This is a genomic window from Enterobacter sp. BIDMC109 (genome assembly GCF_001037885.1).
Taxonomy (GTDB): domain Bacteria; phylum Pseudomonadota; class Gammaproteobacteria; order Enterobacterales; family Enterobacteriaceae; genus Enterobacter; species Enterobacter hormaechei_C.
Window position 1 is genome coordinate 4,102,122 of record NZ_KQ090002.1, and the last position, 25,949, is coordinate 4,128,070.

At 57.6% G+C, this 25,949-nt stretch carries 25 protein-coding genes; 14 read left to right on the top strand and 11 right to left on the bottom strand.

Features of this window, described 5'->3' with window-relative positions; translation table 11 throughout:
• The first annotated feature begins 107 nt into the window (after positions 1 to 107).
• Positions 108 to 704, top strand: coding sequence for a DUF1454 family protein (locus SK62_RS19305; protein ID WP_017383094.1), 597 nt, complete (start codon positions 108 to 110; stop codon positions 702 to 704).
• Between the two features lie 111 nt (positions 705 to 815).
• On the top strand, positions 816 to 1,583 hold the full coding sequence (gene tpiA / locus SK62_RS19310) for a triose-phosphate isomerase (RefSeq protein WP_003862019.1): 768 nt from the start codon (positions 816 to 818) through the stop codon (positions 1,581 to 1,583).
• 36 nt (positions 1,584 to 1,619) lie between these two features.
• Here the strand turns inward: tpiA and SK62_RS19315 are convergent, their stop codons facing one another.
• The 6 genes from SK62_RS19315 to cpxP form a co-directional block, all read right to left on the bottom strand.
• Positions 1,620 to 2,924, bottom strand: coding sequence for an SLC13 family permease (locus tag SK62_RS19315; RefSeq protein ID WP_023295624.1), 1,305 nt, complete (start codon positions 2,922 to 2,924; stop codon positions 1,620 to 1,622).
• A 73-nt stretch (positions 2,925 to 2,997) separates the two neighbouring features.
• Positions 2,998 to 3,741, bottom strand: a complete 744-nt coding sequence (locus SK62_RS19320; protein ID WP_003862014.1) for a CDP-diacylglycerol diphosphatase — start codon at positions 3,739 to 3,741, stop codon at positions 2,998 to 3,000.
• A gap of 111 nt (positions 3,742 to 3,852) precedes the next feature.
• Complete coding sequence (locus SK62_RS19325) at positions 3,853 to 4,842, bottom strand: sulfate ABC transporter substrate-binding protein (RefSeq protein ID WP_047718184.1); 990 nt, start codon at positions 4,840 to 4,842, stop codon at positions 3,853 to 3,855.
• Positions 4,843 to 5,074: 232 nt separating this feature from the next.
• Complete coding sequence (gene pfkA / locus SK62_RS19330) at positions 5,075 to 6,037, bottom strand: 6-phosphofructokinase (RefSeq protein ID WP_003862009.1); 963 nt, start codon at positions 6,035 to 6,037, stop codon at positions 5,075 to 5,077.
• 184 nt (positions 6,038 to 6,221) lie between these two features.
• On the bottom strand, positions 6,222 to 7,106 hold the full coding sequence (gene fieF, locus SK62_RS19335; protein ID WP_017382698.1) for a CDF family cation-efflux transporter FieF: 885 nt from the start codon (positions 7,104 to 7,106) through the stop codon (positions 6,222 to 6,224).
• 153 nt (positions 7,107 to 7,259) lie between these two features.
• Positions 7,260 to 7,766 carry a cell-envelope stress modulator CpxP gene (gene cpxP, locus SK62_RS19340; protein ID WP_003862006.1) on the bottom strand — a complete coding sequence of 169 codons (507 nt, stop codon included), beginning with the start codon at positions 7,764 to 7,766 and terminating at the stop codon, positions 7,260 to 7,262.
• Between the two features lie 150 nt (positions 7,767 to 7,916).
• On the opposite strand from cpxP, the gene cpxR reads away from it, so the two are divergent.
• Entirely contained in the window at positions 7,917 to 8,615 is a 699-nt protein-coding gene (gene cpxR, locus SK62_RS19345; RefSeq protein ID WP_003862004.1) for an envelope stress response regulator transcription factor CpxR, read from the top strand.
• Positions 8,612 to 9,985, top strand: a complete 1,374-nt coding sequence (cpxA, locus tag SK62_RS19350; protein ID WP_015569937.1) for an envelope stress sensor histidine kinase CpxA — start codon at positions 8,612 to 8,614, stop codon at positions 9,983 to 9,985. Before cpxR ends, cpxA begins: the two co-directional genes overlap by 4 nt.
• Before the next feature lie 43 nt (positions 9,986 to 10,028).
• Here the strand turns inward: cpxA and yiiM are convergent, their stop codons facing one another.
• Both yiiM and sodA read right to left on the bottom strand, forming a co-directional pair.
• Positions 10,029 to 10,712 (bottom strand): 6-hydroxyaminopurine reductase, encoded by a 684-nt coding sequence (gene yiiM, locus SK62_RS19355; protein ID WP_023304640.1) that lies wholly within the window; start codon positions 10,710 to 10,712, stop codon positions 10,029 to 10,031.
• Positions 10,713 to 10,778: 66 nt separating this feature from the next.
• Complete coding sequence (gene sodA / locus SK62_RS19360) at positions 10,779 to 11,399, bottom strand: superoxide dismutase [Mn] (RefSeq protein ID WP_003861999.1); 621 nt, start codon at positions 11,397 to 11,399, stop codon at positions 10,779 to 10,781.
• A 288-nt stretch (positions 11,400 to 11,687) separates the two neighbouring features.
• Between sodA and rhaT the strand changes: the two genes are divergently transcribed.
• Entirely contained in the window at positions 11,688 to 12,722 is a 1,035-nt protein-coding gene (rhaT, locus tag SK62_RS19365; protein ID WP_017694058.1) for an L-rhamnose/proton symporter RhaT, read from the top strand.
• Here the strand turns inward: rhaT and rhaR are convergent, their stop codons facing one another.
• Together rhaR and rhaS (SK62_RS19375) are read right to left on the bottom strand one after the other, a co-directional pair.
• The gene (gene rhaR / locus SK62_RS19370) at positions 12,723 to 13,571 is read right to left on the bottom strand and encodes an HTH-type transcriptional activator RhaR (protein ID WP_017382695.1); all 849 of its coding nucleotides are present in this window, start codon (positions 13,569 to 13,571) and stop codon (positions 12,723 to 12,725) included.
• Positions 13,572 to 13,644: 73 nt separating this feature from the next.
• Complete coding sequence (gene rhaS, locus SK62_RS19375) at positions 13,645 to 14,481, bottom strand: HTH-type transcriptional activator RhaS (protein WP_015569934.1); 837 nt, start codon at positions 14,479 to 14,481, stop codon at positions 13,645 to 13,647.
• A gap of 301 nt (positions 14,482 to 14,782) precedes the next feature.
• Here rhaS (SK62_RS19375) and rhaB point away from each other — a divergent pair, with 301 nt between their 5' ends.
• The 9 genes from rhaB (at position 14,783) to rhaM (ending at position 24,669) form a co-directional block, all read left to right on the top strand.
• On the top strand, positions 14,783 to 16,252 hold the full coding sequence (rhaB, locus tag SK62_RS19385; protein WP_017694057.1) for a rhamnulokinase: 1,470 nt from the start codon (positions 14,783 to 14,785) through the stop codon (positions 16,250 to 16,252).
• Positions 16,249 to 17,508: an L-rhamnose isomerase gene (gene rhaA, locus SK62_RS19390; protein WP_015569931.1), complete on the top strand. Its 1,260-nt coding sequence runs from the start codon at positions 16,249 to 16,251 to the stop codon at positions 17,506 to 17,508. Before rhaB ends, rhaA begins: the two co-directional genes overlap by 4 nt.
• A 96-nt stretch (positions 17,509 to 17,604) precedes the next feature.
• A complete protein-coding gene (rhaD, locus tag SK62_RS19395; protein ID WP_047718182.1) occupies positions 17,605 to 18,435 on the top strand; it encodes a rhamnulose-1-phosphate aldolase in 831 nt (276 codons plus the stop codon).
• Between the two features lie 82 nt (positions 18,436 to 18,517).
• Positions 18,518 to 19,504, top strand: a complete 987-nt coding sequence (gene rhaS, locus SK62_RS19400) for a rhamnose ABC transporter substrate-binding protein (protein ID WP_032649875.1) — start codon at positions 18,518 to 18,520, stop codon at positions 19,502 to 19,504.
• Positions 19,505 to 19,603: 99 nt separating this feature from the next.
• A complete protein-coding gene (locus SK62_RS19405; RefSeq protein ID WP_047718180.1) occupies positions 19,604 to 21,106 on the top strand; it encodes a sugar ABC transporter ATP-binding protein in 1,503 nt (500 codons plus the stop codon).
• A complete protein-coding gene (locus tag SK62_RS19410; protein ID WP_047718178.1) occupies positions 21,107 to 22,111 on the top strand; it encodes an ABC transporter permease in 1,005 nt (334 codons plus the stop codon).
• Entirely contained in the window at positions 22,108 to 23,112 is a 1,005-nt protein-coding gene (locus SK62_RS19415; protein WP_015569926.1) for an ABC transporter permease, read from the top strand. The genes SK62_RS19410 and SK62_RS19415 overlap by 4 nt, the downstream gene beginning before the upstream one ends.
• 97 nt (positions 23,113 to 23,209) lie before the next feature.
• Positions 23,210 to 24,358, top strand: coding sequence for a lactaldehyde reductase (gene fucO / locus SK62_RS19420; RefSeq protein ID WP_047718177.1), 1,149 nt, complete (start codon positions 23,210 to 23,212; stop codon positions 24,356 to 24,358).
• Entirely contained in the window at positions 24,355 to 24,669 is a 315-nt protein-coding gene (gene rhaM, locus SK62_RS19425; protein WP_015569925.1) for an L-rhamnose mutarotase, read from the top strand. Before fucO ends, rhaM begins: the two co-directional genes overlap by 4 nt.
• Here rhaM and SK62_RS19430 read toward each other — a convergent pair.
• Positions 24,657 to 25,934: an MFS transporter gene (locus SK62_RS19430; protein ID WP_015569924.1), complete on the bottom strand. Its 1,278-nt coding sequence runs from the start codon at positions 25,932 to 25,934 to the stop codon at positions 24,657 to 24,659. The genes rhaM and SK62_RS19430 overlap by 13 nt on opposite strands.
• Between the last annotated feature and the right edge of the window lie 15 nt (positions 25,935 to 25,949).

Consider the following 25,949-nt stretch of genomic DNA (forward strand, 5'->3'; position numbering starts at 1 on the left):
GTTCCTTATTATTGTTTAGCCCGCATTTTACCCTGGAGTTGTGACCTTTTGACAAGCCGACCAGATATCGTTTTAATCATGGGCAATGACGGCCAGGGGCAATGTTGATGAAAAGTTCGGCACACTCTCTTTATTTGTGTTTAGCGATGCTGAGCGCCAGTTTTTCCCTGTATGCCGCGGAAACGGCTTCCCCGGTCACCGCCCCCTATCTTCTGGCGGGCGCCCCCTCTTTCGATCAATCTATCAGCCAGTTCCGCGAAGCCTTCAACAAAGAAAACCCCTCACTTCCGCTGGGAGAGTTCCGTGCGATTGACAGCGCCCGCGATACGCCGACCCTGACCCGCGCGGCCAGCAAAATTAACGAGAATCTGTATGCCTCTACCGCCCTTGAGCGCGGAACGTTAAAAATCAAAAGTATGCAGATCACCTGGCTGCCGATTCAGGGGCCAGAGCAGAAAGCGGCGAAAGCGAAAGCGCTGGAGTACATGAGCGCTATTCTGCGCGCCTTTACCCCCACCTTCACGAAAGCGCAAAGCCAGCAAAAGCTGCAAAAACTGCTTACCGCCGGGAAAAACAAACGCTATTACGCCGATACGGAAGGTGCCGTTCGCTATGTCGTCGCAGATAACGGCGAAAAGGGGCTGACCTTCGCGGTTGAACCGATTAAGCTGGCCCTATCAGACGCACTCGAGGGGGCGAATTAATGACAAAAAGCAAAGCCTTTCGAGGGAAAATCTCTATACTGATTCACAGACCATGCTGCCCGACAGGGCGGCCATATTCCTTAATTCGCTTATTGAGCGTGGAGAATTGAAATGCGACATCCTTTAGTGATGGGTAACTGGAAACTGAACGGCAGCCGCCACATGGTAAACGAACTGGTTGCTAACCTGCGTAAAGAGCTGGCTGGCGTGACCGGCTGCGCGGTTGCTATCGCTCCGCCGGATATGTACCTGGATCTGGCTAAACGTGCCGCTGACGGCAGCCACATCATTCTGGGCGCGCAGAACGTTGACGTTAACCTGTCTGGCGCGTTCACCGGTGAAACCTCCGCTGAAATGCTGAAAGATATCGGCGCGAAATACATCATCATCGGCCACTCCGAGCGTCGCACCTATCACAAAGAATCCGATGAGTTCATCGCGAAGAAATTCGCTGTGCTGAAAGAGCAGGGTCTGATCCCGGTTCTGTGCATCGGTGAAACCGAAGCAGAAAACGAAGCAGGCAAAACCGAAGAAGTGTGCGCACGTCAGATCGACGCTGTGCTGAAAACCCAGGGCGCGGCAGCGTTCGAAGGCGCGGTTATCGCTTACGAGCCAGTCTGGGCGATCGGTACCGGCAAATCTGCAACTCCAGCGCAGGCACAGGCGGTGCACAAGTTCATCCGTGACCACATTGCAAAAGCAGACGCAAAAGTGGCTGAGCAGGTCATCATCCAGTACGGCGGTTCCGTTAACGCATCAAACGCAGCTGAGCTGTTCACCCAGCCAGACATCGATGGCGCACTGGTTGGCGGCGCATCCCTGAAAGCAGACGCTTTCGCGGTGATCGTTAAAGCGGCAGAAGCGGCTAAGCAGGCGTAATTGCCTTTGTGGCGGGTGGCGCTTCGCTAACCCGCCCTACAAACGACCTAACACGCTAAACCACAAATAATCCAGCGGCAGCAGCACCAGATACGTCGCAATCGCCAGCGCCAGACAAAGCAGCATCCCCGCCTTCGCAGGCACTTTCCCTAAGCCCATCGCCACTACAATCGGCGACGCCTGATACGGCAGCAGCGGCGTGGAATACCCCAGCACCTGAATCATGATCACCGACAGCAGCGGGAAGCCGGTCGCGTCCGAGAAGCTCTGCGCCAGCGTGGTGTACAGCGCAGGAACGCCGTTGGCGGTCATAATGAAGTTGAGCGCCGTGGTGATCCCCGTCAGCGCCAGGAAGCTGGTAAACGGGCGGTCTGCATCCAGCGGCATGATATGGAGCAACGCCTCGCCTACGGCCGCACCGATACCGGTCTGCGTCACCGTAATGGCCAGCCCGAGTATACCCGCGACGTAAATACAGGTGCGCATATTCACCCCCGCCGAGAACTCCTCCCCGGTGATAAAACCGATGCGCGGCAGCATAACGATGACCGAGGCCGCCAGCCCCGTCCACGCTGGCCCAACGCCGTGCCAGCTCTCCGTCACCCACATCGTCAACACCACCGCCAGCAGCCAGGCGAGTCGTTTTTCGTCACGCCCCATCGGTTCCGATGGCGTGAGATCCTTCGCCGGTTTCGGGTTGCCGGGGAACAGCCAGCAGATCAGGCCAATCAGAATCAGGCCTTTGAGAATACCCAGCACCGGGGTGTGCAGCAGCAGATACGGGACATAGTTGAGGTGGATACCGTATGAGCCTTCCGCCGCGCCGCTCATCACCAGGTTGGGCACGTTGGCGGGCAAAATAGTGGCCGAGAGCTGGAAGGTGCCAAACCCGACCGCCAGCGCCAGGCCAAACCAGGCCCGCGAGCCATCAGGAATGCCGGCCCGCTTCGCCATCGCGGCGACAATCGGCATCAGCAGCGCAATACGTCCCATGTTCGACGGCATCACGAATGCCAGGGCATAGCTCAGCAGCACAACGCTCGCCACCATCAGCGCCCAGGAGTCGGTAAGCTTTGCCGACAGCGCCCGGGCAGCCCTGTCCGCCAGGCCGGTTTTCCGAATCGCCACGCCCAGCACAAAGCCGCTGAACACCAGCCAGAAGGCAGACGAGGCGAAGCCGCCGAAGATCACTTCCGGCGGGGCGATTCTGGCGGTCATCGCCGCCGTGAAAAACAGCAGCGCGGTGATAAATTCCGGCAACAGCGACGTCGCCCACAGCACGATGGTGACGCCGACGATCAGCGAGGGAAGCAGCAGAGGATGCGTTAACCAGAGCGACATACCTGTCTCCTGTAGAATTTTTCAGCAAGTCTACGGCGACAGGCAGGGCGAGTAAACGCTATTTATGGTGGGGTCACTTCAGGATATCGCATTGATGATCCTGCAATTCCTCAGCCGACGCGCGGTTAAAGGTAAGCAGGTTACGCTCTGTCGCCAGCAATACAAACGAGCCGTCCGACTGCTGTGCCATCGCCAGCGCGAAGCGTCCCATATGATCGCGGGCTTCCGGCAGCTCTTCCGCCAGCATCATAAACGGGCTGCGCTGCACCAGTTCGTTCTCCGTCACCCGACGGGCAAGGTATTCATGCCCTTCCAGCCCGCCCGGAAGCGGTAACCACTGGGTGCTGATTTGCCCCTGCGACGCGTTCAGCTTCTCGCGCACGTCCGGGCGCAGACAGGAGATGTGGATATGAAAATGGTTTTGCGTGCGCCCGGTCGGGGAGTTGATGGTCAGCGAAACGGCGCTGTCAGGCACGTCGGCCCCCCGTTTCATACTCATAAAATGGCGAGACTGCCATGCCAGCCAGAAGAAATTCGGTGTCTGCGGCTCAGTCAGCAGCGGGCTTTCGGTGCCGTTGATACGGTACGTGGGCATCAGCAGGTATTGCAGCGGCCCGTTGCGGTCCTTGAACACCACGTAGCCCGCATCTGGCTTCACCTGCGCACACGGTGCCGGGTTACGGTTATGCAGCTGGTTGGGCACACACTGGTCGAGAACGATATGACGCAACGCATTCGGATTACCCGCTTTCATCCAGTACACGCCGCCTGCGGCAAGGGCGATAACGATCAGAATCAGTAAGATAATTTTTTTCACAACGCGTTCCCTGTTTTCAATAGAGGCAAAAGAGTAACGCAAAATGATGACCAAATAAAAAACCCGGCGGATTTCTCACACCGGGTTACCGTGTCGTTCTTTGTAAAACGCTTAGCGCTTGCTGATCTGGTCGAAGGTGCCGCCGTTAGAGAAGTGCTCTTTCTGCGCTTTGGTCCAGCCGCCAAACACATCATCAATAGTGAACAGCTTCAGTTTCGGGAAGGCGTTTTCGTATTTCTTCGCGACGGCCTCATCGCGTGGGCGGTAGAAGTTTTTCGCCGCAATTTCCTGCCCTTCCGGTGAGTAGAGGTACTTCAGGTAGGCTTCCGCCACCGCTTTGGTGCCCTTCTTATCAACAACCTTATCGACGACGGAGACGGTCGGCTCAGCGAGGATGGATTCGCTCGGGGTGACGATCTCGAACTTGTCTTTACCCAGCTCGTTGGTCGCCAGCAGGGCTTCGTTTTCCCAGGCGATCAGCACGTCGCCAATGCCGCGTTCGACGAAGGTGTTGGTTGCACCGCGCGCGCCGGAGTCCAGCACTTCGACGTTTTTAAACAGTGCTTTGACGAAGTCCTGTGCTTTGGCCTGATCGCCGTTGTTGTGGTGCAGCGCGTAGCCCCAGGCTGCCAGATAGTTCCAGCGTGCGCCGCCGGAGCTTTTTGGGTTCGGGGTGATGACAGACACGCCCGGCTTAATCAGGTCGTTCCAGTCCTTAATCTGTTTCGGGTTGCCTTTACGCACCAGGAAGACAATGGTCGAGGTGTATGGCGCAGAGTTGTCCGGCAGGCGCTTGATCCAGTTTTTGTCGATACGGCCACGCTCCGCGATCGCGTCCACGTCATAAGCCAGCGCCAGGGTCACCACGTCGGCTTCAATACCGTTGATCACCGATGTCGCCTGCTTACCGGAACCGCCGTGAGACTGGCGAACCACCACGTTATCGCCGGTTTCCTGTTTCCAGTGCGCCGCGAAAACTTTGTTGTACTGATCGTACAGTTCACGCGTCGGATCGTACGACACGTTCAGTAACTGAATGTCCTTTGCCAGAACGCTGGTCGATGCCAGCAATAATGTTAACCCCACGCCCCATTTATTCATCGCCCAGCTCTCTTGTGTAGTGTTTTGATGAATGCAGCGTGCCAGAAAGCTAACCGATGATTAAAGAATAAAAAAAGATTGGCTATAACGTGCAGGAATAAAAAAAAGTGAATGAGCGGCCTGATGCCCTCACCCCAACCCTCTCCCACGGGAGAGGGAGCAACCATAAAAAACGGTAACCCAAGGGTTACCGTTTTGCATTTACCTTGCCGCCACCGGGCAACAGAGCCAATCAGTACAGTTTTTTCGCGCAGTCCAGCCAGTCACCTTTGAACGGACGCTTCATGTTTTCAATGGCGTCGATGATGTCATGGTGAACCAGTTTCTCGTTCTGAATACCGACGCAGCGGCCGCCGTGGCCCTGAAGCAGTAGCTCGATCGCGTACGCGCCCATGCGGGACGCCAGGATACGGTCGTACGGGCCTGGGGAACCACCACGCTGAATGTGACCCAGAACGGTCGCGCGGGTTTCGCGTTTGGTTTCGGTTTCGATGTACTTCGCCAGCTCGTCAACGTCACAGATGTGCTCGGTGATAGCAACGATGGCGTGTTTCTTACCTTTCGCGATACCGGCTTTGATTTCAGCGACCAGATCTTCACGGCTAAATTCCACTTCCGGCACCACCACGAACTCACAGCCACCGGCAATTGCCGCCGCCAGAGTCAGGTCACCGCAGTAACGGCCCATCACTTCAACAATAGAAATACGCTGGTGAGAGGAAGAGGTGTCACGCAGGCGGTCAATCGCTTCCACAACGGTACCCAGCGCGGTGAAGTAACCGATGGTGTAGTCGGTGCCTTTGATGTCATTGTCGATGGTGCCAGGCAGGCCGATGCACGGGAAGCCCATTTCAGTCAGACGTTTTGCACCCATGTAGGAGCCGTCGCCGCCGATAACCACCAGCGCATCCAGACCCCGTTTTTTCATGTTTTCGATAGCCACTTCACGGATGTGTTCGTCACGGAATTCCGGGAAGCGTGCAGAACCGAGGAAAGTACCGCCACGGTTGATCATGTCAGACACGCTGTAGCGGTCGAGCTGAACCATGCGGTCTTCATACAGACCCAGGTAACCGTCATAGATACCAAAAACTTCCAGACCTTCCGTCAGCGCTGCACGGACAACCCCACGGATTGCCGCGTTCATGCCCGGCGCATCACCGCCGCTTGTCAACACACCGATTTTCTTAATCATGACTACCTCTGAACTTAGGAATGCAAAATTGAAATCTGCTGCCGGAAGAAACTGTTCAACCGTCGAATACTGCAAATAGTATATCAATCCCTTCCAGCTGAATTGATTCAGGTCAGGCCATATGGTGGTAATTTATCCACAAAATGCTGCTCTGGCTCACTTTTTTACAACGAATTACGAAAGCTCAAAACGCCCTGGGTACGACAGAGCACGGATCCTGATGAATAATGACGTCTGACCCAGGGAAACGCTGCAAAATCGCCTGCTCCACCTGTTCAGCGACCATATGCGCCTGAACCAGTGGCAGGTTGTCTTCCATTTCCAAATGAATCTGAATAAAGCGGGTCGGCCCTGACTGCCGCGTACGAAGATCGTGAGCACCACTGACGCCAGGCCAGTTGGTCACGATGGCATAAATTTCATCACGTTCTGCATCCGGAAGCGCACGGTCAAGAAGCGACTGTACCGCTTCATACCCCATCCGCAAGGCGCTGTATAAAATATAGATTCCTATCCCTAACGCAAACAACGCATCGGCCCGATGCCAGCCATACCAGGCCAGACCAAGCGCAATAAGAATAGCCCCATTCATCATAACATCAGACTGATAATGAAGCATATCGGCCCGTACAGCCTGGCTTTGTGTTTTGCGTACAACCCAGCGCTGGAACGTTACAAGAACAAGTGTGCTTATAAGTGCAACTACCGTTACGACCACGCCAACGCCCGGATCGTTCATCGGAGAAGGCGAAATAAGATGCTGAATACCGGTCAAAAACAGGAAAAGCGCAGAGCCCGAAATAAACATGCTTTGTGCCAGCGCGGCCAGCGATTCCGCTTTGCCGTGGCCAAACGTATGCTCTTCATCCGCCGGTTGCAGCGAGTAGCGCACCACCAGCAGGTTGGTCAGCGAGGCGGCAATATCCACCAGTGAATCCACCAGTGCCGCCAGAATACTGACCGACCCGGTGTACCACCACGCGAAAATTTTAATGATCAGCAAACACGACGCCATCACCGTCGCGGCTATTGCGGCCCGGCTTACCAGCCGTCCATAGGATTGATTCATAAACACTCCTGTCATGCCATGGCGCTAGTATAACGGATGGTGGTGGAGTGAAAGGATGAATAAAGCGTTAACAAACCTGAACAATGGGCAAAAAAAACCCCCACATCATGTGGGGGAAGACAGGGATGGTGTCTATGGCAAGGAAAACAGGGTTTACTGGTTACTACGGGTACTGCTATTGCTACTGAAAAGCGTCATATCTGAGCTTCGCTGCATCCGTGCAACCTCACGCAACTGATTCATACGTTGCTGATGTTTGGTATTCAAAACCGCTTGCTGCTCGGGCGTTAGCAGGTGGAACATCTGGTTGCGAACCTTCGCCATCTCTACCTGGCGGGCAACCTGTTCCTGCGCCATTTTTTCGGCCTGAGCGCGTACAGCGCTTTCGTCAAAATTTTCTGCGGTGACAAGGCGATGCATTGTCTCCATTTCGCTAACATTAACAGGGGGCTGGTCGTGTCTTGCCCTCTGCATCAGATCTCGCATCTGTTGACGCTGATGTTCGGTTAAACTTATGCCGTCAAACATATGGCTTTGGCTGCTGTGCTGCGTTGCGCCCTCTGCTGAGGAACCGTTATCGCTGATGATAGCTACAGCAGCCTGGCTAAACGCACTGAAGGCCAGCGTTGAGGCCATGACGGCAGCGGTAACTTTGCGCATCACTTGCTCCCAAAATCTTTCGTGTCGCGATTCAACGAGAGACAGTCTACGATTCAGGCTGCAAACATGCGTCAGGGGGTGTAAAACAACGTAAAGTCATGGATTAGATAGCCTTGATGTCGTAATTTCTGCCTCGGAGGTATTTAAACAATGAATAAAATCCTGTTAGTTGATGATGACCGAGAGCTCACATCTCTTTTAAAGGAGTTGCTCGACATGGAAGGTTTCAACGTCCTGGTTGCCCATGATGGCGAGCAGGCGCTGAGTCTCCTTGACGACAGCATCGATTTACTTTTGCTCGACGTCATGATGCCGAAGAAAAACGGTATTGATACGTTGAAAGAGCTTCGCCAGACACACCAGACCCCCGTCATTATGCTGACCGCACGCGGCAGCGAGCTTGACCGCGTACTCGGCCTTGAGCTGGGTGCGGATGACTATTTACCTAAGCCGTTCAACGACCGTGAACTGGTGGCCCGTATTCGCGCGATCCTGCGCCGCTCTCACTGGAGCGAGCAGCAGCAGAATACCGACAACAGCTCACCTACGCTGGAAGTGGACTCCCTGAGCCTGAACCCGGGCCGCCAGGAAGCGAGCTTCGACGGTGAAACGCTGGAGCTAACCGGCACCGAGTTCACCCTGCTGTATCTGCTGGCGCAGCATCTCGGCCAGGTGGTGTCGCGTGAACACTTAAGTCAGGAAGTGCTCGGCAAACGCCTCACCCCGTTTGACCGCGCCATCGACATGCACATCTCTAACCTGCGCCGTAAGCTGCCGGAGCGTAAAGACGGTCACCCATGGTTTAAAACCCTGCGTGGTCGCGGTTATCTGATGGTTTCCGCTTCATGATAGGCAGCTTAACCGCCCGCATCTTCGCCATCTTCTGGCTGACGCTGGCACTGGTTTTAATGCTCGTTTTGATGTTGCCAAAACTCGACTCACGCCAGATGACGGAGCTACTCGACAGCGAGCAACGTCAGGGCGTGATGATCGAGCAGCACGTGGAAGCGGAGCTGGCAAACGATCCGCCGAACGATTTAATGTGGTGGCGCAGGCTGTTTCGCGCTATCGACAAGTGGGCGCCCCCCGGACAACGTCTTTTACTGGTCACCAGTGAAGGCCGCGTGATTGGGGCCGATCGCAATGAAATGCAGATTATCCGCAACTTTATTGGCCAGGCGGATAATGCCGATCACCCACAGAAAAAGAAATATGGTCGGGTAGAGATGGTCGGTCCTTTCTCGGTGCGGGATGGGGAAGACAATTACCAGCTCTATCTGATTCGCCCTGCGAGCAGTTCCCAGTCCGACTTTATCAACCTGCTGTTTGACCGTCCGCTTTTGCTGTTGATTGTCACGATGCTGGTCAGTTCCCCGCTGCTGTTATGGCTGGCGTGGAGCCTGGCGAAACCGGCGCGTAAGCTGAAAAATGCGGCGGACGAAGTGGCGCAGGGCAACCTGAGGCAGCATCCGGAGCTGGAATCCGGGCCGCAGGAGTTCCTGGCCGCCGGAACCAGTTTTAACCAGATGGTCTCTGCTCTTGACCGCATGATGACCGCGCAGCAACGCCTGCTGTCGGATATCTCCCACGAGCTGCGGACGCCGCTCACGCGCTTACAGCTGGGTACCGCCCTGCTGCGCCGCCGCAGCGGCGAGAGCAAAGAGCTGGAGCGTATTGAGACGGAAGCGCATCGCCTGGACAGCATGATCAACGATCTGCTGGTGATGTCGCGCAATCAGCAGAAAAACGCGCTGGTGAGCGAAACGGTGAAAGCCAATCACCTCTGGCATGAGGTGCTGGACAACGCGGCGTTCGAAGCGGAGCAGATGGGCAAATCGTTCACCGTCAACTTCCCGCCGGGCCCGTGGCCGCTCTACGGTAACCCCAACACGCTGGAAAGCGCGCTGGAGAATATCGTGCGTAACGCCCTGCGCTATTCGCACACGAAGATTGAAGTGGCGTTTTCGGTGGATAAAGACGGGATTACCGTCATTGTCGATGACGATGGTCCTGGCGTCAGCCCGGAAGATCGCGAGCAGATTTTCCGTCCGTTCTACCGCACCGACGAGGCGCGCGACCGTGAATCTGGTGGTACGGGGCTAGGTCTGGCAATTGTTGAAACCGCCATGCAACAGCACCGTGGCTGGGTGAAAGCCGATGACAGCCCGCTGGGCGGGCTGAGGTTAACGCTATGGCTGCCGCTGTATAAGCGTTCGTAACCGTATGTGCCGGGTGGCGGCTTCGCCTTACCCGGCCTACTTTCTACGGAACCTCTTTCCCCCACAATCTCCGCGAACTGCTCTCGATCTTGCCGCTTAACCGCCGCTTCTGCATCGTTCTGGTCCAGCTGGTGGATAATCCCGCCGCTGACAGCAGGCGGTGATACTGCTCGTCATCAAACGGCATATGCCAGGCAATTGCGCAGGCCTCGTATACCGACACCTCACTCAAGCGCGAAGCCAGCTCAAGCGGCGCATCCGCCGAAACCTGTCCCGCCTGCACAACGCGATACAGCCAGCCGGTTTTACCCGCGTTTTGCAGCTGGGCCGACATATCCTGAATGCCGAAATGGTAATTAAGCTTAAAGCACGGTGAGCGCGGCTGGGTGACCTGAATCAAAGCATCGCCCCAGCGGTAAATATCGCCGATAAAGACGTTCTTCTCCGTCAGCCCCTCCGTTGAGAGATTTTCGCCAAACGCGGGGGCGACGAAGAGGTCCGTCTGTTCAGGAAATTCGGCTTTCCAGTGCTGATAGTGCTCGCGCGGATAGTGGCACAGCGCGCGATCAGGCCCGCCGTGGATTTTCTTTTCAGCCTGCTGGTCACCCGCAAGCCCGAGATCGGTCAACGTCAGCTCACCGTCGACCTGCACTTTGGCGATGGCGCTCGGGCGGCTGCCTTCGTACTCCCTTACCTTGCCTGTAAACACATTCACCGGGTAATGCATCTCCACTCCTTCAGATACAAAAAAAGCGAGTCATCAGACTCGCTTCTCACAGGCGTCAATGCAACCTTATTTTTTAGCGGCGAAACGCGCTGCTGCTTCGTCCCAGTTTACTACATCCCAGAAGGCTTTGATGTAGTCAGGGCGACGGTTCTGGAACTTCAGGTAGTAAGCGTGTTCCCACACGTCCAGACCCAGAATTGGGAAGCCGGATGCGCCAGAGATAGCTTCACCCATCAGCGGGGAGTCCTGGTTAGCGGTAGAAACGACCGCCAGTTTGTCACCTTTCAGGACCAGCCACGCCCAGCCAGAGCCGAAACGGGTTGCAGCGGCTTTTTCGAATTCCGCTTTGAAGTTGTCAACGGAACCGAAGTCACGCTCGATAGCCGCTTTCAGGTCGCCCTGAAGGGTGGTGCCGGTTTTCAGGCCTTTCCAGAACAGGCTGTGGTTAGCGTGACCGCCCGCGTTGTTGCGCAGCACGGTTTTCTTGTCTGCCGGCAGCTGGTCCAGTTTGGTGATCAGCTCTTCAACAGGCAGATTAGCGAACTCTGGCAGGCTTTCCAGCGCAGCATTCGCGTTGTTCACATAGGTCTGGTGGTGTTTAGTGTGATGGATTTCCATCGTCTGCTTGTCGAAATGCGGTTCCAGTGCGTCGTAGGCATACGGCAGGGATGGCAGTGTATAACTCATAATCCTCTCCATTATTGTCGGGCGGCACAGCTGCTAATGCCGCGTAAGCAGTTGGTTCATTATAGTTAATTAAATGATATTGAAAATGATTATCAATGCCGTAGTTTTTATAAGGTTATTAGATTTTTGATAAATGACAAAATTGTGAGTCTGCTCACGTGCTTAACGTGCTGATTGCCATCCTGAACAAAAGTGCGGCAACCTTCTGAAGGTTCCCAAACCGCCTCATTTTTACACTCATCAAGTCGGCGGGAAGCCTCCGGCTATAAAAACGATGAGGATGTAAAAATGAATCATGCGATTACGATGGGTATTTTCTGGCATTTGATAGGCGCGGCCAGTGCAGCCTGTTTCTATGCCCCGTTTAAAAAGGTGAAAGGCTGGTCATGGGAAACCATGTGGTCCGTTGGCGGCACCGTGTCCTGGCTGATTTTGCCGTGGACAATCAGCGCCATGCTGCTGCCCGATTTCTGGGGCTACTTCTCCTCCTTCAACGCCTCCACCCTGCTGCCGGTATTCCTGTTCGGCGCGATGTGGGGCATCGGTAATATCAACTACGGCCTCACCATGCGCTACCTAGGCATGTCGATGGGGATTGGCATCGCGATTGGCATTACGCTGATTGTTGGCACCCTGATGACGCCAATCCTCAACGGCCACTTCGACGTGCTGATCAACACTCAGGGCGGGCGAATGACGCTGCTGGGCGTGCTGGTGGCGGTGATCGGCGTGGGCATCGTCACCCGCGCAGGCCAGCTGAAAGAACGCAAGATGGGCATCAAAGCCGAAGAGTTCAACCTGAAGAAAGGGCTGCTGCTGGCGGTGATGTGCGGCGTCTTCTCGGCGGGCATGTCGTTCGCCATGAACGCCGCCAAACCGATGCACGACGCCGCTGCGGCGCTGGGCGTCGATCCGCTGTACGCTGCCCTGCCAAGCTACGTGGTGATCATGGGCGGCGGCGCGCTGGTAAACCTCGGCTTCTGCTTCATTCGTCTGGCAAAAGTGAAGAACCTGTCGGTAAAAGCCGACTTCTCGCTGGCAAAACCGCTTATCGTCACCAACGTCCTGCTCTCCGCCCTCGGCGGTCTGATGTGGTATCTGCAATTCTTCTTCTACGCCTGGGGTCACGCCAGTATTCCGGCGCAGTATGACTACATGAGCTGGATGCTGCACATGAGCTTCTACGTGCTGTGCGGCGGGCTGGTTGGGCTGGTGCTGAAAGAGTGGAACAATGCCGGGCGTCGTCCGGTTGGCGTGCTGAGCCTGGGCTGTGTGGTGATTATCATTGCGGCCAATATCGTCGGCCTCGGCATGGCGAACTGATTACGCTGCCTTTCGACTGCGATGACGCCACTGAACCGGCGTCATCCCCACCTCACGGTTAAACACCACCGAAAAGTAGTTACTGTCCTCAAAGCCGCAGCGCATCGCCACTTCACTCACCATCAGCTCCGTATGCTGTAACAGGTACTGGGCGTGGCAGATGCGCAGCTGGCGCAGATAGTGGTTGACCGTCATCCCCGTCTGGGTGCGGAACTGCTGGCGCAGCGCGCGCTCGCTGCACTGCTCCTGCTCGCAGAATTTTTCCAGCACGAAACTCTTGTTCAGACTGCCCGCAAGCCGGGTGATGAGCTTATCCAGCAGCGCTTCCTGCGTGGTAGCAGAGGGATTATCCGTAGCGTAACGATGCCGCTTCAGGGTCATCACCAGCTGGGCAAAAAGCAGCTCCGACATCTGGTTTGCCACCGGATCGCTCTTCTGGCTCTCCTGCTCCAGCTGGGAAATCGTCTGGCGCACCTGAGCCATGCCGTTGCTGCTTAAGCGCCAGTGCGGTTCGCCTCTGGCATCATGAAAACCGGGGATATTGCCCGCCCAGTCGACATTCAGTTTAAGTCTGTCGGGGCAGTAGATGACGTTCTGCAACACCAGATCGTTAACCGAGGCGTAGGAGTGTTTGTCTTCAGCGCGGATGTAGAACAGGTCTCCGCGCGTGATGCGGTAGGGGCGGTCGTTGAGGACGTGCAGGCCGTTGCCTCGCCATACCAGCACCAGCTCGCAAAACTCGTGGGTGTGCTCGGCAAAGACGTTTTGCGGGTAGCGGTCGGCCACCGCGACGGCCTGACTCGCGGAGGCAAAAAAATCATCTTTGCGAAGAATGAGCTGAGCAGCCACACCACAACCTCTACGGCGAATAACCGGACATTATTAGACTTTTTGCAGCAAAAAAACGGTGACTGCCCTCGCGTTACTGAAGCAACGCGTCTTTCCCCTGACGAATATCACGCGGCGACCAGTTAAACTCCCGGCGAAAAAGCGTCGAAAAGTGGTTACTGTCGCCGAATCCGCAGCGATAGGCGATATCGGTGACGCTTTCGTCGGTATGACGTAAAAGGTGCCGCGCTTTGATCAGGCGCAGACGGTTGAGGTAGCGCTGCGGCGTCAGCCCGGTATGCTGCTTGAGCTGACGATGCAGCGTGCGCAGCGAGAGCGAAAAGTCATCCGCCAGCGTTTCCCAGCAGACATCTTCGGCAAAATGATCTTCCAGCCAGGCCATCAGCTGGTTCAGGCGCGCGTCGTTATTTTCCAGCCCTTCCACCAGGCTGCTGCGCCGCAGCAGCACCAGCAGCTGCATAAACAGCAGCTCGCGGGTAGCAATGGCGTGCGTCTCCTGTCCATCCTCGCTCTGCTCCATCTGGCTCACCAGCTGACGCACCTGCTGCAACGTGGACTGATTCACCCGCCAGTGCGAGGGGTAGTGACCGTCCTTCTCCTGCGGCAACAGCTGATTCAGCCCGGAGAGAAACTGGAACGCATCCGGAGAACGATAGAGCACATTGGTCAGGCAAAGGTTGTCGGTATGTTCATACAGGTGCCTGTCGTGATCGCGCACGAAGCACACCGTACCGCCGCTGATGGTATACGGCTGACCGTTAAACACGTGGATGCCCGTTCCGTGCTCAACAATCACAATTTCATGAAAATCATGATGATGCTCCGGGAACGCAGCCTGAGGCAGCCGTGGCTCAATCGCGACCGGCGAAGCCCCCGAAGGAAAAAAATCGACGCTGTGCAGTACGGTCATAACGGCCCCCACCAATGAGAAAAGTTCTCAAAATAGTAATTAAGGCCTTCCACGCTCACCTTAAATTTTTGACAGCAAACCGCGCAAAAGCTGTCGGTTTTTCAAGAAACAGGCGGAAAAATCAGGAAATGCGGTCAGCGTCACACTGCCTGCAAACCCCGCCATTACTGGAAACTGTGAACTCCCTCACGTTCATCTTTGCTTTCTTGCCAGCGCGAGATTTGGGCTGTCAGTGGCGAGAAGGTGGCTATTTCTTCCCTTTCTTACACTCCTCGCTAATGACTTAAGAAAGGACCCGACCATGACTTTTCGCCATTGTGTGGCTGTCGATTTAGGCGCATCCAGCGGCCGTGTAATGCTCGCCACCTGGGACTGCGACCTGCACACCCTTACGCTTCGCGAAATGCACCGTTTCGCCAATTGTCTGCAAAAACAGGACGGTTTTGTTACCTGGGATATCGACGCCCTGGAAGCAGAGATCCGCACCGGACTTCACAACGTCTGCGAAGACGGTATTCGCATCGACAGTATCGGCATTGATACCTGGGGTGTGGATTACGTACTGCTGGACAGTCACGGCGAACGCGTCGGCCTGCCCGTCTCCTACCGCGACAGCCGCACCGATGGGCTAATGGCGCACGCCATCGCCCAGCTTGGCAAGGAGAACATCTATGGTCGCAGCGGCATTCAGTTTCTGCCGTTTAACACGCTGTATCAGCTGCGCGCGCTGGTTGAGCAACAGCCAGAGCTGGTCGAAAAGGTGGCGCATGCGCTGCTGATCCCGGACTACTTAAGCTACCGTCTGACAGGCAACATGAACTGGGAATACACCAACGCCACCACCACGCAGCTGGTTAACATCAACACCGATAACTGGGATGAACATCTGCTGGCCTGGACGGGCGCCTCGCCGTCCTGGTTCGGCGCGCCAACCCATCCGGGCAATGTGATCGGCCACTGGCTTTGCCCGCAGGGGAATGAGATCCCTGTTGTCGCCGTTGCCAGTCACGACACCGCCAGCGCGGTCATTGCCTCGCCGCTCGCCGGCAAAGATGCGGCGTACCTCTCTTCCGGCACCTGGTCGCTGATGGGCTTTGAGAGCAAAACACCCTACACCAGCGATGCCGCACTGGCGGCGAACATCACTAACGAAGGTGGCGCCGAAGGGCGCTACCGGGTGCTGAAGAACATCATGGGCCTGTGGCTTCTCCAGCGGGTGCTGAAAGAGCAGAACATCAACGACCTGCCCGCGCTTATCGCGGAAACCGAAACGCTGAAGGCCTGCACCTTCCTGATTAACCCGAACGACGACCGCTTTATCAATCCGGCGCACATGAGCGCTGAAATCCAGGCCGCCTGTTTTGAAGCGGGGCAGCCGGTACCTTCCCGCCCCGCCGAGCTGGCGCGCTGCATTTTTGACAGTCTCGCCCTGCTCTATGCCGACATCCTGAGCGAGCTGGCTGACCTTCGCGGCAAACCGTTCACGCAGCTGCATATCGTGGGCGGCGGCTGCCAGAACCAGCTGCTGAACCAGCTCTGCGCGGATGCCTGCGGCATTACCGTGGTGGCAGGTCCGATTGAAGCCTCCACGCTCGGCAATATCGGCATTCAGCTGATGACCCTGGACGAACTTTCAAACGTCGACGATTTCCGTTCGGTGGTGACGGCGAATAACAGCCTGACCACCTTCACCCCCCATCCCTGCCATGAAATTGCCCGCTACCGGGCGCAGTTTCAGCAAAAACGACTGACTAAGGAGCTTTGCGCATGACCACTCAACTTGAACAAGCCTGGGACCTGGCTAAACAGCGTTTCGCCGCCGTCGGCGTGGATGTCGAAGAGGCGCTGCGCCAGCTCGACCGTCTGCCCGTCTCCATGCACTGCTGGCAGGGTGATGACGTTGCTGGCTTCGAGAACCCGGGCGGTTCCCTGACGGGGGGTATTCAGGCCACGGGTAACTATCCGGGCAAAGCGCGCAACGCCACCGAACTGCGTGCGGATCTGGAGCTGGCGCTGAGCCTGATCCCCGGGCCAAAGCGCCTGAATCTGCACGCCATTTATCTCGAATCCGACGAGCCGGTGGCGCGTAATGAAATCAAACCGGAGCACTTTACGAACTGGGTGGCGTGGGCGAAAGCCAACAAGCTGGGCCTGGACTTTAACCCCTCCTGCTTCTCGCACCCGCTGAGCGCGGACGGCTTTACCCTTGCGCACGCCAACGACGAAATCCGCCAGTTCTGGATCGACCATGTCAAAGCCAGCCGCCGCGTTTCTGCGTATTTCGGCGAGCAGCTTGGCACGCCGTCGGTGATGAACATCTGGATCCCGGACGGCATGAAGGATATCACCGTAGACCGACTGGCCCCGCGCCAGCGCCTGCTGGCCGCGCTGGATGAAGCCATCAGCGAGAAGCTGGACCCGGCGCACCACATCGATGCCGTCGAGAGCAAGCTGTTCGGCATTGGCGCCGAGAGCTACACCGTCGGCTCGAACGAGTTCTACATGGGGTACGCCACCAGCCGCCAGACCGCGCTGTGCCTGGATGCCGGTCACTTCCATCCGACCGAGGTGATCTCCGACAAAATCTCCGCTGCCATGCTCTACGTGCCGCGCCTGCTGCTGCACGTCAGCCGCCCGGTGCGCTGGGACAGCGACCACGTGGTGCTGCTGGATGACGAAACCCAGGCGATTGCCAGCGAAATCATCCGCCACAACCTCTTTGACCGCGTACACATTGGCCTCGACTTTTTCGACGCCTCCATCAACCGCATCGCGGCGTGGGTTATCGGCACCCGCAACATGAAGAAAGCCCTGCTGCGCGCGCTGCTGGAGCCTGTCGCCGCCCTGAAACAGCTGGAAGAAAACGGCGACTACACCGCGCGCCTGGCGCTGCTGGAAGAGCAGAAATCCCTGCCGTGGCAGGCGGTGTGGGAGATGTACTGCCAGCGTCACGATGCGCCTGCGGGCAGCCAGTGGCTGGACAACGTGCGGGCATATGAGAAAGACGTTCTTGCCGCTCGTCAGTAAAAAACATTGCCCGGCGGCGCGTTGCTTGCCGGGCCTACAGGTAAAAGTAGGCCGGGTAAGCGTAGCGCCACCCGGCATTTTCAAAGGAAACACAGTATGCAGACCATCACCACCTCCTGGTTCGTCCAGGGCATGATCAAAGCCACCTCCGACGCCTGGCTGAAGGGCTGGGACGAGCGCAACGGCGGCAACCTGACGCTACGCCTGGACGACGCGGATATCGAGCCATTTGCCGCCGATTTCCACCAGAAGCCGCGCTATATCGCCCTGAGCCAGCCGATGCCGCTGCTCGCCAACACGCCGTTTATCGTCACCGGTTCCGGGAAGTTCTTCCGCAACGTTCAGCTCGACCCGCAGGCCAACCTCGGCGTAGTGAAAGTGGATAGCGACGGCGCGGGCTACCACATTCTGTGGGGGCTGACGGATGAGGCGGTGCCCACCTCAGAACTGCCGGCGCACTTCCTCTCCCACTGCGAGCGCATCAAGACGACCAATGGCAAGGACCGCGTGATCATGCACTGCCACGCCACCAACCTGATCGCCCTGACCTACGTGCTGGAAAATAATTCTGATTTCTTCACCCGCAAACTGTGGGAAGGCAGCACCGAGTGTCTGGTGGTGTTCCCGGACGGCGTCGGCATTCTGCCGTGGATGGTGCCGGGCACCGACGAAATCGGCCAGGCAACCGCGACGGACATGCAGAAACATTCACTGGTGCTGTGGCCGTTCCATGGCGTCTTCGGCAGCGGCCCGACGCTGGATGAAACCTTCGGCCTGATCGACACCGCCGAGAAATCCGCGGAAGTGCTGGTGAAGGTCTATTCCATGGGCGGCATGAAGCAGACCATCACCCGGGAAGAACTGATCGCCCTGGGTAAACGCTTTGGCGTCACCCCCATGCAGTCGGCGTTAGATTTGTACCAATAACAACATCGCGCCCCGCTCACCGAGACGGGGCGAAAACCACCTGCAATCCCTACAACTAACTCAAGTCAGTGGAGTAAAAGCAATGAAAATAAAAGCAAGCTTGATCCTCACCGTTGCCGCTCTGGCGTTGTCCGGTTCCGCTTTAGCAGAAGTGAAAATCGCCCTGGTGGCGAAGTCCTTAGGGAATGGATTCTTCGAGGCAGCGAACGTCGGCGCGCAGGAGGCGGCCAAAGAGTTAGGCGATGTAAAAGTGATTTATACCGGCCCGACCACCACCACGGCGGAAGCGCAGATCGAGGTGCTGAACGGGCTGATCGCCCAGGGCGTGGATGCGATCGCGATTTCCGCGAACGATCCGGACGCCGTCGTGCCGGTGCTGAAAAAAGCGATGCAGCGCGGCATCAAGGTTGTGTCGTGGGATTCCGGCGTGGCGAAAGCCGGGCGTCAGATCCACCTCAACCCGTCCAATAACGCCCTGATTGGCGAAACTAACGTCAAGCTCGCCGCCGATGCCCTGAAAGCGCTGAACGTGGAGAAAGGCGATGTGGCGGTGCTGAGCGCCACGCCAACCTCCACCAACCAGAACACCTGGATTGCGGAGATGAAAAAGGTGCTGCCGAAGTACCCGTCCGTCAATCTGGTGACCGTGGCCTACGGGGACGATCTCTCTGACAAGAGCTACCGCGAAGCTGTCGGCCTGCTGAAAACCTACCCGGAGCTGAAAGTGATTGTTTCGCCTTCTTCCGTGGGCATTGTGGCTGCCGCGCAGGCGGTGAAGGACCAGGGCAAGATTGGCAAAGTGTACGTCACCGGTTTAGGCCTGCCGTCTGAGATGGCGGGCGCGGTGAAGTCCGGCGCAAGCAAGAGCTTTGCCATCTGGAACCCGATTGACCTGGGCTATGCCGCAACCTACCTGGCGGATGACCTGGTGAAAGGCACCGCCACGAAAGGCGAGGCCAGCATGGGCAAGCTGGGCAAAGTGAAGCTGGATGCCGACGGCAACGGCGCGATGGCCGAGCCGTTCGTTTACGATGCCAGCAATATTGATAAGTTCTCAAAAATCTTTTGATGCGATTTGTAGGCCGGATAAGCGTAGCGCCATCCGGCAAAAGGCGGGTGGCGCTGCCGCTTACCCGCCCTACAAATTCCCCTGTCCAGGAGAACTATCATGACCCCATTGCTACAGCTTTCTGGCATCACCAAGGTGTTCCCCGGCGTGCGTGCTCTTGAGAACGTGCAGCTTGCGCTGTGGCCCGGCAAAGTGACGGCGCTTATCGGCGAAAACGGCGCGGGCAAGTCGACGCTGGTCAAAGTGATGACCGGCATATACCAGCCCGACGAGGGCGAAATTCTCTACAAGGCGATCCCCGTTCACCTTCCGACGCCGGAGTCGGCGCATAAAATGGGCATCACCGCCATTCACCAGGAAACCGTCCTGTTCGATGAACTCTCGGTCACCGAAAATATCTTTGTCGGTCAGTACCTTCACAAAGGCTTCCTGAAAAAGCTCGACTGGCCGGAAATGCACCGCCGGGCGCAGTCTATTCTCGCCCGCCTTGAGGTGCAAATCGACCCGCGCGCAACGCTGAAAACCCTGAGCATCGCCCAGCGTCACATGGTGGCGATTGCCCGCGCGCTGTCGTTTGAGGCGCAGGTGGTTATTCTTGATGAACCTACAGCGGCGCTGTCACAGCATGAAATCCTCGAGTTTTACCAGATTGTGGAGCGCTTAAAGCAGGAGGGCAAAGCCATCCTGTTTATCTCCCACAAGTTCGACGAGATTTTTGAGCTGGCCGATCACTACACCATTTTGCGCGACGGCATGTTCGTTGGTGCAGGGGCAATAAATGAGATCACCGAGGAGCGGATGGTGTCGATGATGGTCGGGCGCGCCATTACCCAAACCTTCCCGAAAATCGACTGCGAAAAAGGCGAGACGGTGCTGGAGGTGAAAAACCTCTGCCATCCGACCGAGTTTGCGCATATCTCGTTCTCCCTGCGTAAAGGGGAGATCCTCGGCTTTTACGGGCTGGTGGGTGCCGGGCGTACCGAGCTGATGCAGGCGCTTTCCGGCGTCACGCGGCCATCGTCCGGGGAAATTATCCTCAACGGTCAGCCCCGGCGCTTCCGCCAGCCTGCGGATGCGATCAAAGCCGGTATCGTCTGCGTGCCGGAAGAGCGGCAGAAGCAGGGTGCGATTATCGAACTGTCCATTGCCCAGAACATCAGCCTGCCTCAGCTCAGCAGGCTCAATCCGAACGGCGTACTGCACGACGACCGCGAATGGAAGCTGGCAGACGAATACGCCAGACGCCTGCAAGTGAAAGCCTTCAGCTGGAAGCAGGCGGTGGAGACCCTCTCTGGCGGCAACCAGCAAAAGGTGGTGATCGGCAAATGGCTGGCGACGCACCCTGACGTGATCATCCTCGATGAGCCAACAAAAGGCATCGATATCGGCTCAAAGGCAGCCGTGCATCAGTTTATGTCCGAGCTGGTCAGTCAGGGGCTGGCGGTGATTATGGTCTCGTCCGAACTGCCGGAAGTGATGGGCATGGCGGATCGCATTATCGTCATGCACGAGGGGCTGATGGTGGCCGAATACCAGGCGGGAGACGCGACGGCGGAAACCATCGTCAGCGCCGCCAGCGGTGCAAAACAGGAGGCGGCATAAATGCTTAGCTCACTCTTAAAACACCGCGAGGCGCTGCTTGGCGCGGTGATTGTCCTGATGGTCGTCGCCATTGGCAGCCGCGTGCCATCGTTTATCGCACCGGGCAACCTGGTGGAGATGTTTAACGACACCGCCATTCTGATCGTCCTCGCGCTCGGGCAGATGATGGTGCTGCTCACTAAAGGCATCGACCTGTCGATGGCGGCTAATCTGGCCCTGACCGGGATGATTGTCGCCCTGATTAATTTCCATTACCCGGACGTGCCCGTCTGGGCGCTGCTGATCCTTGCCAGCGCGCTTGGGCTGCTGATGGGCGCAATAAACGGCCTGCTGGTGTGGAAACTGGGCATTCCGGCGATTGTGGTGACGCTCGGCACCATGAGCATCTACCGCGGAATGATCTTTTTGCTCTCCGGCGGCGGCTGGGTGAACTCCAACCAGATGGGTGCAGACTTCCTCGGCCTGCCGCGTGCGTCAGTGCTGGGCCTGCCGGTGCTGAGCTGGTGCGCCATCGCCGTACTGCTGCTGGTGGGCTACTTCCTGCGCTACAGTCGCACCGGACGGGCGCTCTACACCGCAGGCGGGAACGCCACGGCAGCGTACTACACCGGGATCAACGCCGGGAAAATGCAGTTCATCAGCTTCTGCCTTTCCGGTCTGCTGGCCGGGTTCTGCGGCTACCTGTGGATCTCGCGCTTTGCCGTTGCGTATGTTGACGTCGCGAACGGTTTTGAATTGCAGGTGGTGGCCGCCTGCGTGATTGGCGGGATCAGCACCATGGGCGGCACCGGGCGCGTGCTCGGCTGTCTGTTCGGGGCGCTGTTCCTTGGCGTCATCAACAACGCCCTGCCGGTGATCGGCGTCTCCCCGTTCTGGCAGATGGCGATTTCCGGCACGGTCATTGTCATCGCTGTGCTGCTGAACGAGCGCGGCAACAAGCGCAAAGGCAGGCTGATCCTGCGCGACGCGGCGCTGGCACGTCAGAAACTGGCGGTGAAATCATGAGCAAAATGATGACATCTGAAGAGTTCAAACCCACTTCTGCGCCGGGCATCTTCCAGCGCCTGCTGTGCTGGGAGGGCTTCCTGCTGGCGGTGACGCTGGCGGTGTTTGTGGTGAACGCGCTCGCCTCGCCCTACTTCCTCAATATCTGGAACCTCTCCGACGCGACGTTCAACTTCACGGAAAAAGCGATCATTGTGTTGCCGATGGCGATGCTGATTATCGCCCGGGAAATTGACCTGTCTGTGGCCTCCACCATCGCGCTCAGCTCCACGGTGATGGGCTTTTGCGCGGCGGCGGGCGTCGATACGCCGCTGCTGGTGTGCGTGGGATTAGGCGTCGGGCTACTGTGCGGGCTGTTCAACGGCATTCTGGTGACGCGCTTTAACCTGTCGTCCATCGTCATCACCATCGGCACCATGAGCCTGTACCGCGGGATCACCTACATCCTGCTCGGGGACCAGGCGCTGAACAGCTACCCGGAGAGCTTCGCCTGGTTCGGCCAGGGCTACGTCTGGGGTGCGCTGTCGTTTGAGTTCGCGCTGTTTATCGTACTGGCCGCTCTGTTTGCCTTTGTGCTGCACCGCACCAATTTTGGCCGCCGCACCTACGCCATCGGCAACAACCCGACCGGCGCGTGGTACTCCGGCATCAACGTGAAGCGCCACAACCTGATCCTGTTTGCGCTGGTAGGACTGATGTCCGGCCTGGCGTCGGTGCTGCTCACCTCGCGTCTGGGCAGTACCCGCCCGACCATCGCGATGGGCTGGGAGCTGGCGGTGGTGACGATGGCGGTGCTCGGCGGCGTCAATATTCTCGGTGGGTCCGGCAGCATGGTGGGCGTGATTATCGCCGCCTTCCTGATGGGGCTGGTGACCTTCGGCCTGAGCCTGCTCAACGTGCCCGGCATTGTGATGTCAGTGATTATCGGCGCGATGCTGATCGTGGTGATTTCGCTGCCGATTATTACCCGCCGGGTGATGCAGCGAAGACGGATCTCATAGCCGGGTGGCACTGCGTTTACCCGGCCTACTTAACCGTAGGCCCGCGCAAGCGCAGCGCCGCCGGGCATAAAAATCAAAGTAATTAAGGAGAATTATCATGAGCTTTATGTTGGCACTCCCCAAAATCAGCCTGCACGGCGCGGGCGCGATCGGCGATATGGTCAATCTGGTGGCAAACAAACAGTGGGGAAAAGCGCTGATTGTCACCGACGGCCAGCTGGTGAAACTTGGCCTGCTCGACAGTTTGTTTTCCGCGCTCGACGCCCATCAGATGTCGTATCACCTGTTCGATGAGGTATTCCCGAATCCGACGGAAGCGCTGGTGCAAAAAGGCTATGCGGTATATCAGGATGCGGAGTGTGATTACCTGATTGCCTTTGGCGGCGGCAGCCCGATTGATACCGCCAAGGCGATCAAAATCCTCACCGCCAATCCCGGTCCGTCAACCGATTACTCCGGCGTCGGCAAGGTGAAAAACGCGGGCGTGCCGCTGGTGGCGATCAACACCACCGCAGGCACGGCAGCAGAGATGACCAGCAACGCGGTGATCATTGACGCCGCGCGGCAGGTGAAAGAGGTGATTATCGACCCGAACATCATCCCGGATATCGCCGTGGACGATGCCAGCGTGATGCTTGATATTCCGGCCTCCGTGACCGCCGCAACCGGCATGGATGCGTTGACTCATGCGATTGAAGCCTACGTGTCCGTCGGCGCGCACCCGCTCACTGATGCCAACGCGCTGGAAGCGATTCGCCTGATCAACCTCTGGCTGCCGAAAGCGGTCGACGACGGTCACAATCTGGAAGCGCGCGAGCAGATGGCCTTTGGTCAGTATCTGGCGGGCATGGCGTTTAACAGCGCCGGTCTGGGGCTGGTGCACGCCCTGGCGCACCAGCCGGGCGCGACGCACAACCTGCCACACGGCGTGTGCAACGCCATTCTGCTGCCGATCATCGAAAACTTTAACCGCCCGAACGCGGTCGCACGTTTCGCCCGCGTGGCGCAGGCGATGGGCGTTGACACGCGCGGCATGAGCGATGAAGCGGCCAGCATGTCAGCTATTCAGGCGATTCGTGACCTGAGCGCCCGGGTCGGCATTCCGTCCGGATTTAGCCAGCTCGGCGTCACCAAAGCCGATATTGAAGGCTGGCTGGATAAAGCCCTCGCCGACCCGTGCGCGCCGTACAACCCGCGCACCGCCAGCCGCGATGAGGTCCGCGAGCTGTACCTGGAGGCATTATGATCCGCAAAGCGTTTGTGATGCAGGTAAACCCGGACGCGCACGAGGAGTACGCACGTCGCCACAACCCGATCTGGCCCGAGCTGGAAGCGGTGCTGAAAGCCCACGGCGCGCACCACTACGCCATCTATCTCGACAAAGCTCGCAACCTGCTGTTTGCGACGGTGGAGATTGAATCGGAAGAGCGCTGGAACGCGGTGGCAAACACCGATGTCTGCCAGCGCTGGTGGAAATATATGGGTGACGTTATGCCGTCGAACCCGGATAACAGCCCGGTGAGTTCGGCGCTGAAAGAGGTGTTTTACCTGGACTGATGTGTTAACGCTGCTGCCCCCGAGGCGGCAGCAATCTCCCGCCTGCCACTCAGCGTAAACGCCGACACCACCGTGATCGCCAGCACGAAGCAGCCCAGTATCAGATACGTCTCCTGGAAGCCGACCCGGTCATACATATTTCCGGCAAAGGCGGAGAGGAAGATCGCCGCCGACTGTTTGGCAAACTGGAAGCCAATCAGGTAGATGGTGGCCGACAGGCGCGTATCAAACACCCCGGTGATGTACTTGAATGCCCCCACCAGCAGGAACGGGACTTCCAGCGCGTGTAGCATCTTCAGGGCAATCACCTCCACGGCAGTGGTGGCAAACGACGAGCCGATAATGCGCGTCGCCATGATCACCCCGGCAATCAGCAGCGTGTTTTTCGCGCCGATGCGGTTAATGATCCACGGCGAGCAGAACATGATGATCGCGTTACAGATTTCCCCCGCCGTGGTGGCGAAACCAAAGGCGCGGGTCCCCTCCTGCGGCGTGGCGAAGAAGGTTTTGAAGAAGGTGGCAAACTGCTGGTCGAAGACGTCATACACGCAGGCCACGCCAATCACGTACAGGATGAACATCCACATTCTGCGCTGGCGGAACAGGGTAAAGACGGTTTTAGCGGTGATCTGCGGCTGATTCGCACCCAGGGCATTCATCACCTGCGCCGTCTGGTTAGGCTTCGGTTTCGCGACCACCAGCAGCAGCATCAGCAACAGCGCCGCGGCCGACCCCATCCAGAAGACGTACGACGGATCGATGCCGAACAGGATGCCGCCCGTTGAGGCGCACAGCCCCCAGCCGAGACAGCCGAACATACGCGCCTTGCCGTACTCAAAAAAGCTGTTGCGGCTTACGCGCTCAATATAGGCCTCAATCGCCCCCGACCCCGCTGAGAAGACAAAGCCGATATACAACCCACCGCTCAGCGCCCCCAGCCAGATATTGGTTTTCAGCAGCGGGGCGAAGACGTACAGGAAGAACGGCGCGAACAGGAACAGCAGCACCGAGATGATCCAAAGCAGGTGTTTTTTCAGCCCCAGCTTGTCCGAAATGACCCCCAGCACCGGCTGGAAGGCAATGGCCGACAGCGAGATGCAGGAGAAAACAATCCCGGTATGGGTTTTGTTCAGGCCGATGATGTCCGACAGCCAGATCGGCAGGAACGGAAAGCAGGTGGCCATGATGAAGAAGTAGAGAAAGAAGAACAGCCCGAAGATCCAGAAATTAGGGTTGTCTTTGTGGGTACAGGTTGTTGTGTTCATTATTTTTATCCTCAA

Excerpts from the sequence above, each read along its gene's own strand:
- yiiM (WP_023304640.1), bottom strand. The coding sequence starts at position 10,712 with ATGCATTACCCGGTGAATGTGTTTACAGGCAAGGTAAGGGAGTACGAA.
- rhaD (WP_047718182.1), top strand. The coding sequence starts at position 17,605 with ATGCAGACCATCACCACCTCCTGGTTCGTCCAGGGCATGATCAAAGCC.
- tpiA (WP_003862019.1), top strand. The coding sequence starts at position 816 with ATGCGACATCCTTTAGTGATGGGTAACTGGAAACTGAACGGCAGCCGC.
- rhaB (WP_017694057.1), top strand. The coding sequence starts at position 14,783 with ATGACTTTTCGCCATTGTGTGGCTGTCGATTTAGGCGCATCCAGCGGC.
- cpxP (WP_003862006.1), bottom strand. The coding sequence starts at position 7,766 with ATGCGCAAAGTTACCGCTGCCGTCATGGCCTCAACGCTGGCCTTCAGT.
- sodA (WP_003861999.1), bottom strand. The coding sequence starts at position 11,399 with ATGAGTTATACACTGCCATCCCTGCCGTATGCCTACGACGCACTGGAA.
- rhaA (WP_015569931.1), top strand. The coding sequence starts at position 16,249 with ATGACCACTCAACTTGAACAAGCCTGGGACCTGGCTAAACAGCGTTTC.
- rhaS (WP_015569934.1), bottom strand. The coding sequence starts at position 14,481 with ATGACCGTACTGCACAGCGTCGATTTTTTTCCTTCGGGGGCTTCGCCG.
- fieF (WP_017382698.1), bottom strand. The coding sequence starts at position 7,106 with ATGAATCAATCCTATGGACGGCTGGTAAGCCGGGCCGCAATAGCCGCG.
- SK62_RS19315 (WP_023295624.1), bottom strand. The coding sequence starts at position 2,924 with ATGTCGCTCTGGTTAACGCATCCTCTGCTGCTTCCCTCGCTGATCGTC.
- rhaM (WP_015569925.1), top strand. The coding sequence starts at position 24,355 with ATGATCCGCAAAGCGTTTGTGATGCAGGTAAACCCGGACGCGCACGAG.
- SK62_RS19305 (WP_017383094.1), top strand. The coding sequence starts at position 108 with ATGAAAAGTTCGGCACACTCTCTTTATTTGTGTTTAGCGATGCTGAGC.
- SK62_RS19415 (WP_015569926.1), top strand. The coding sequence starts at position 22,108 with ATGAGCAAAATGATGACATCTGAAGAGTTCAAACCCACTTCTGCGCCG.
- rhaS (WP_032649875.1), top strand. The coding sequence starts at position 18,518 with ATGAAAATAAAAGCAAGCTTGATCCTCACCGTTGCCGCTCTGGCGTTG.
- SK62_RS19430 (WP_015569924.1), bottom strand. The coding sequence starts at position 25,934 with ATGAACACAACAACCTGTACCCACAAAGACAACCCTAATTTCTGGATC.
- pfkA (WP_003862009.1), bottom strand. The coding sequence starts at position 6,037 with ATGATTAAGAAAATCGGTGTGTTGACAAGCGGCGGTGATGCGCCGGGC.
- fucO (WP_047718177.1), top strand. The coding sequence starts at position 23,210 with ATGAGCTTTATGTTGGCACTCCCCAAAATCAGCCTGCACGGCGCGGGC.
- cpxA (WP_015569937.1), top strand. The coding sequence starts at position 8,612 with ATGATAGGCAGCTTAACCGCCCGCATCTTCGCCATCTTCTGGCTGACG.
- rhaT (WP_017694058.1), top strand. The coding sequence starts at position 11,688 with ATGAATCATGCGATTACGATGGGTATTTTCTGGCATTTGATAGGCGCG.
- cpxR (WP_003862004.1), top strand. The coding sequence starts at position 7,917 with ATGAATAAAATCCTGTTAGTTGATGATGACCGAGAGCTCACATCTCTT.
- SK62_RS19325 (WP_047718184.1), bottom strand. The coding sequence starts at position 4,842 with ATGAATAAATGGGGCGTGGGGTTAACATTATTGCTGGCATCGACCAGC.
- SK62_RS19410 (WP_047718178.1), top strand. The coding sequence starts at position 21,107 with ATGCTTAGCTCACTCTTAAAACACCGCGAGGCGCTGCTTGGCGCGGTG.
- SK62_RS19405 (WP_047718180.1), top strand. The coding sequence starts at position 19,604 with ATGACCCCATTGCTACAGCTTTCTGGCATCACCAAGGTGTTCCCCGGC.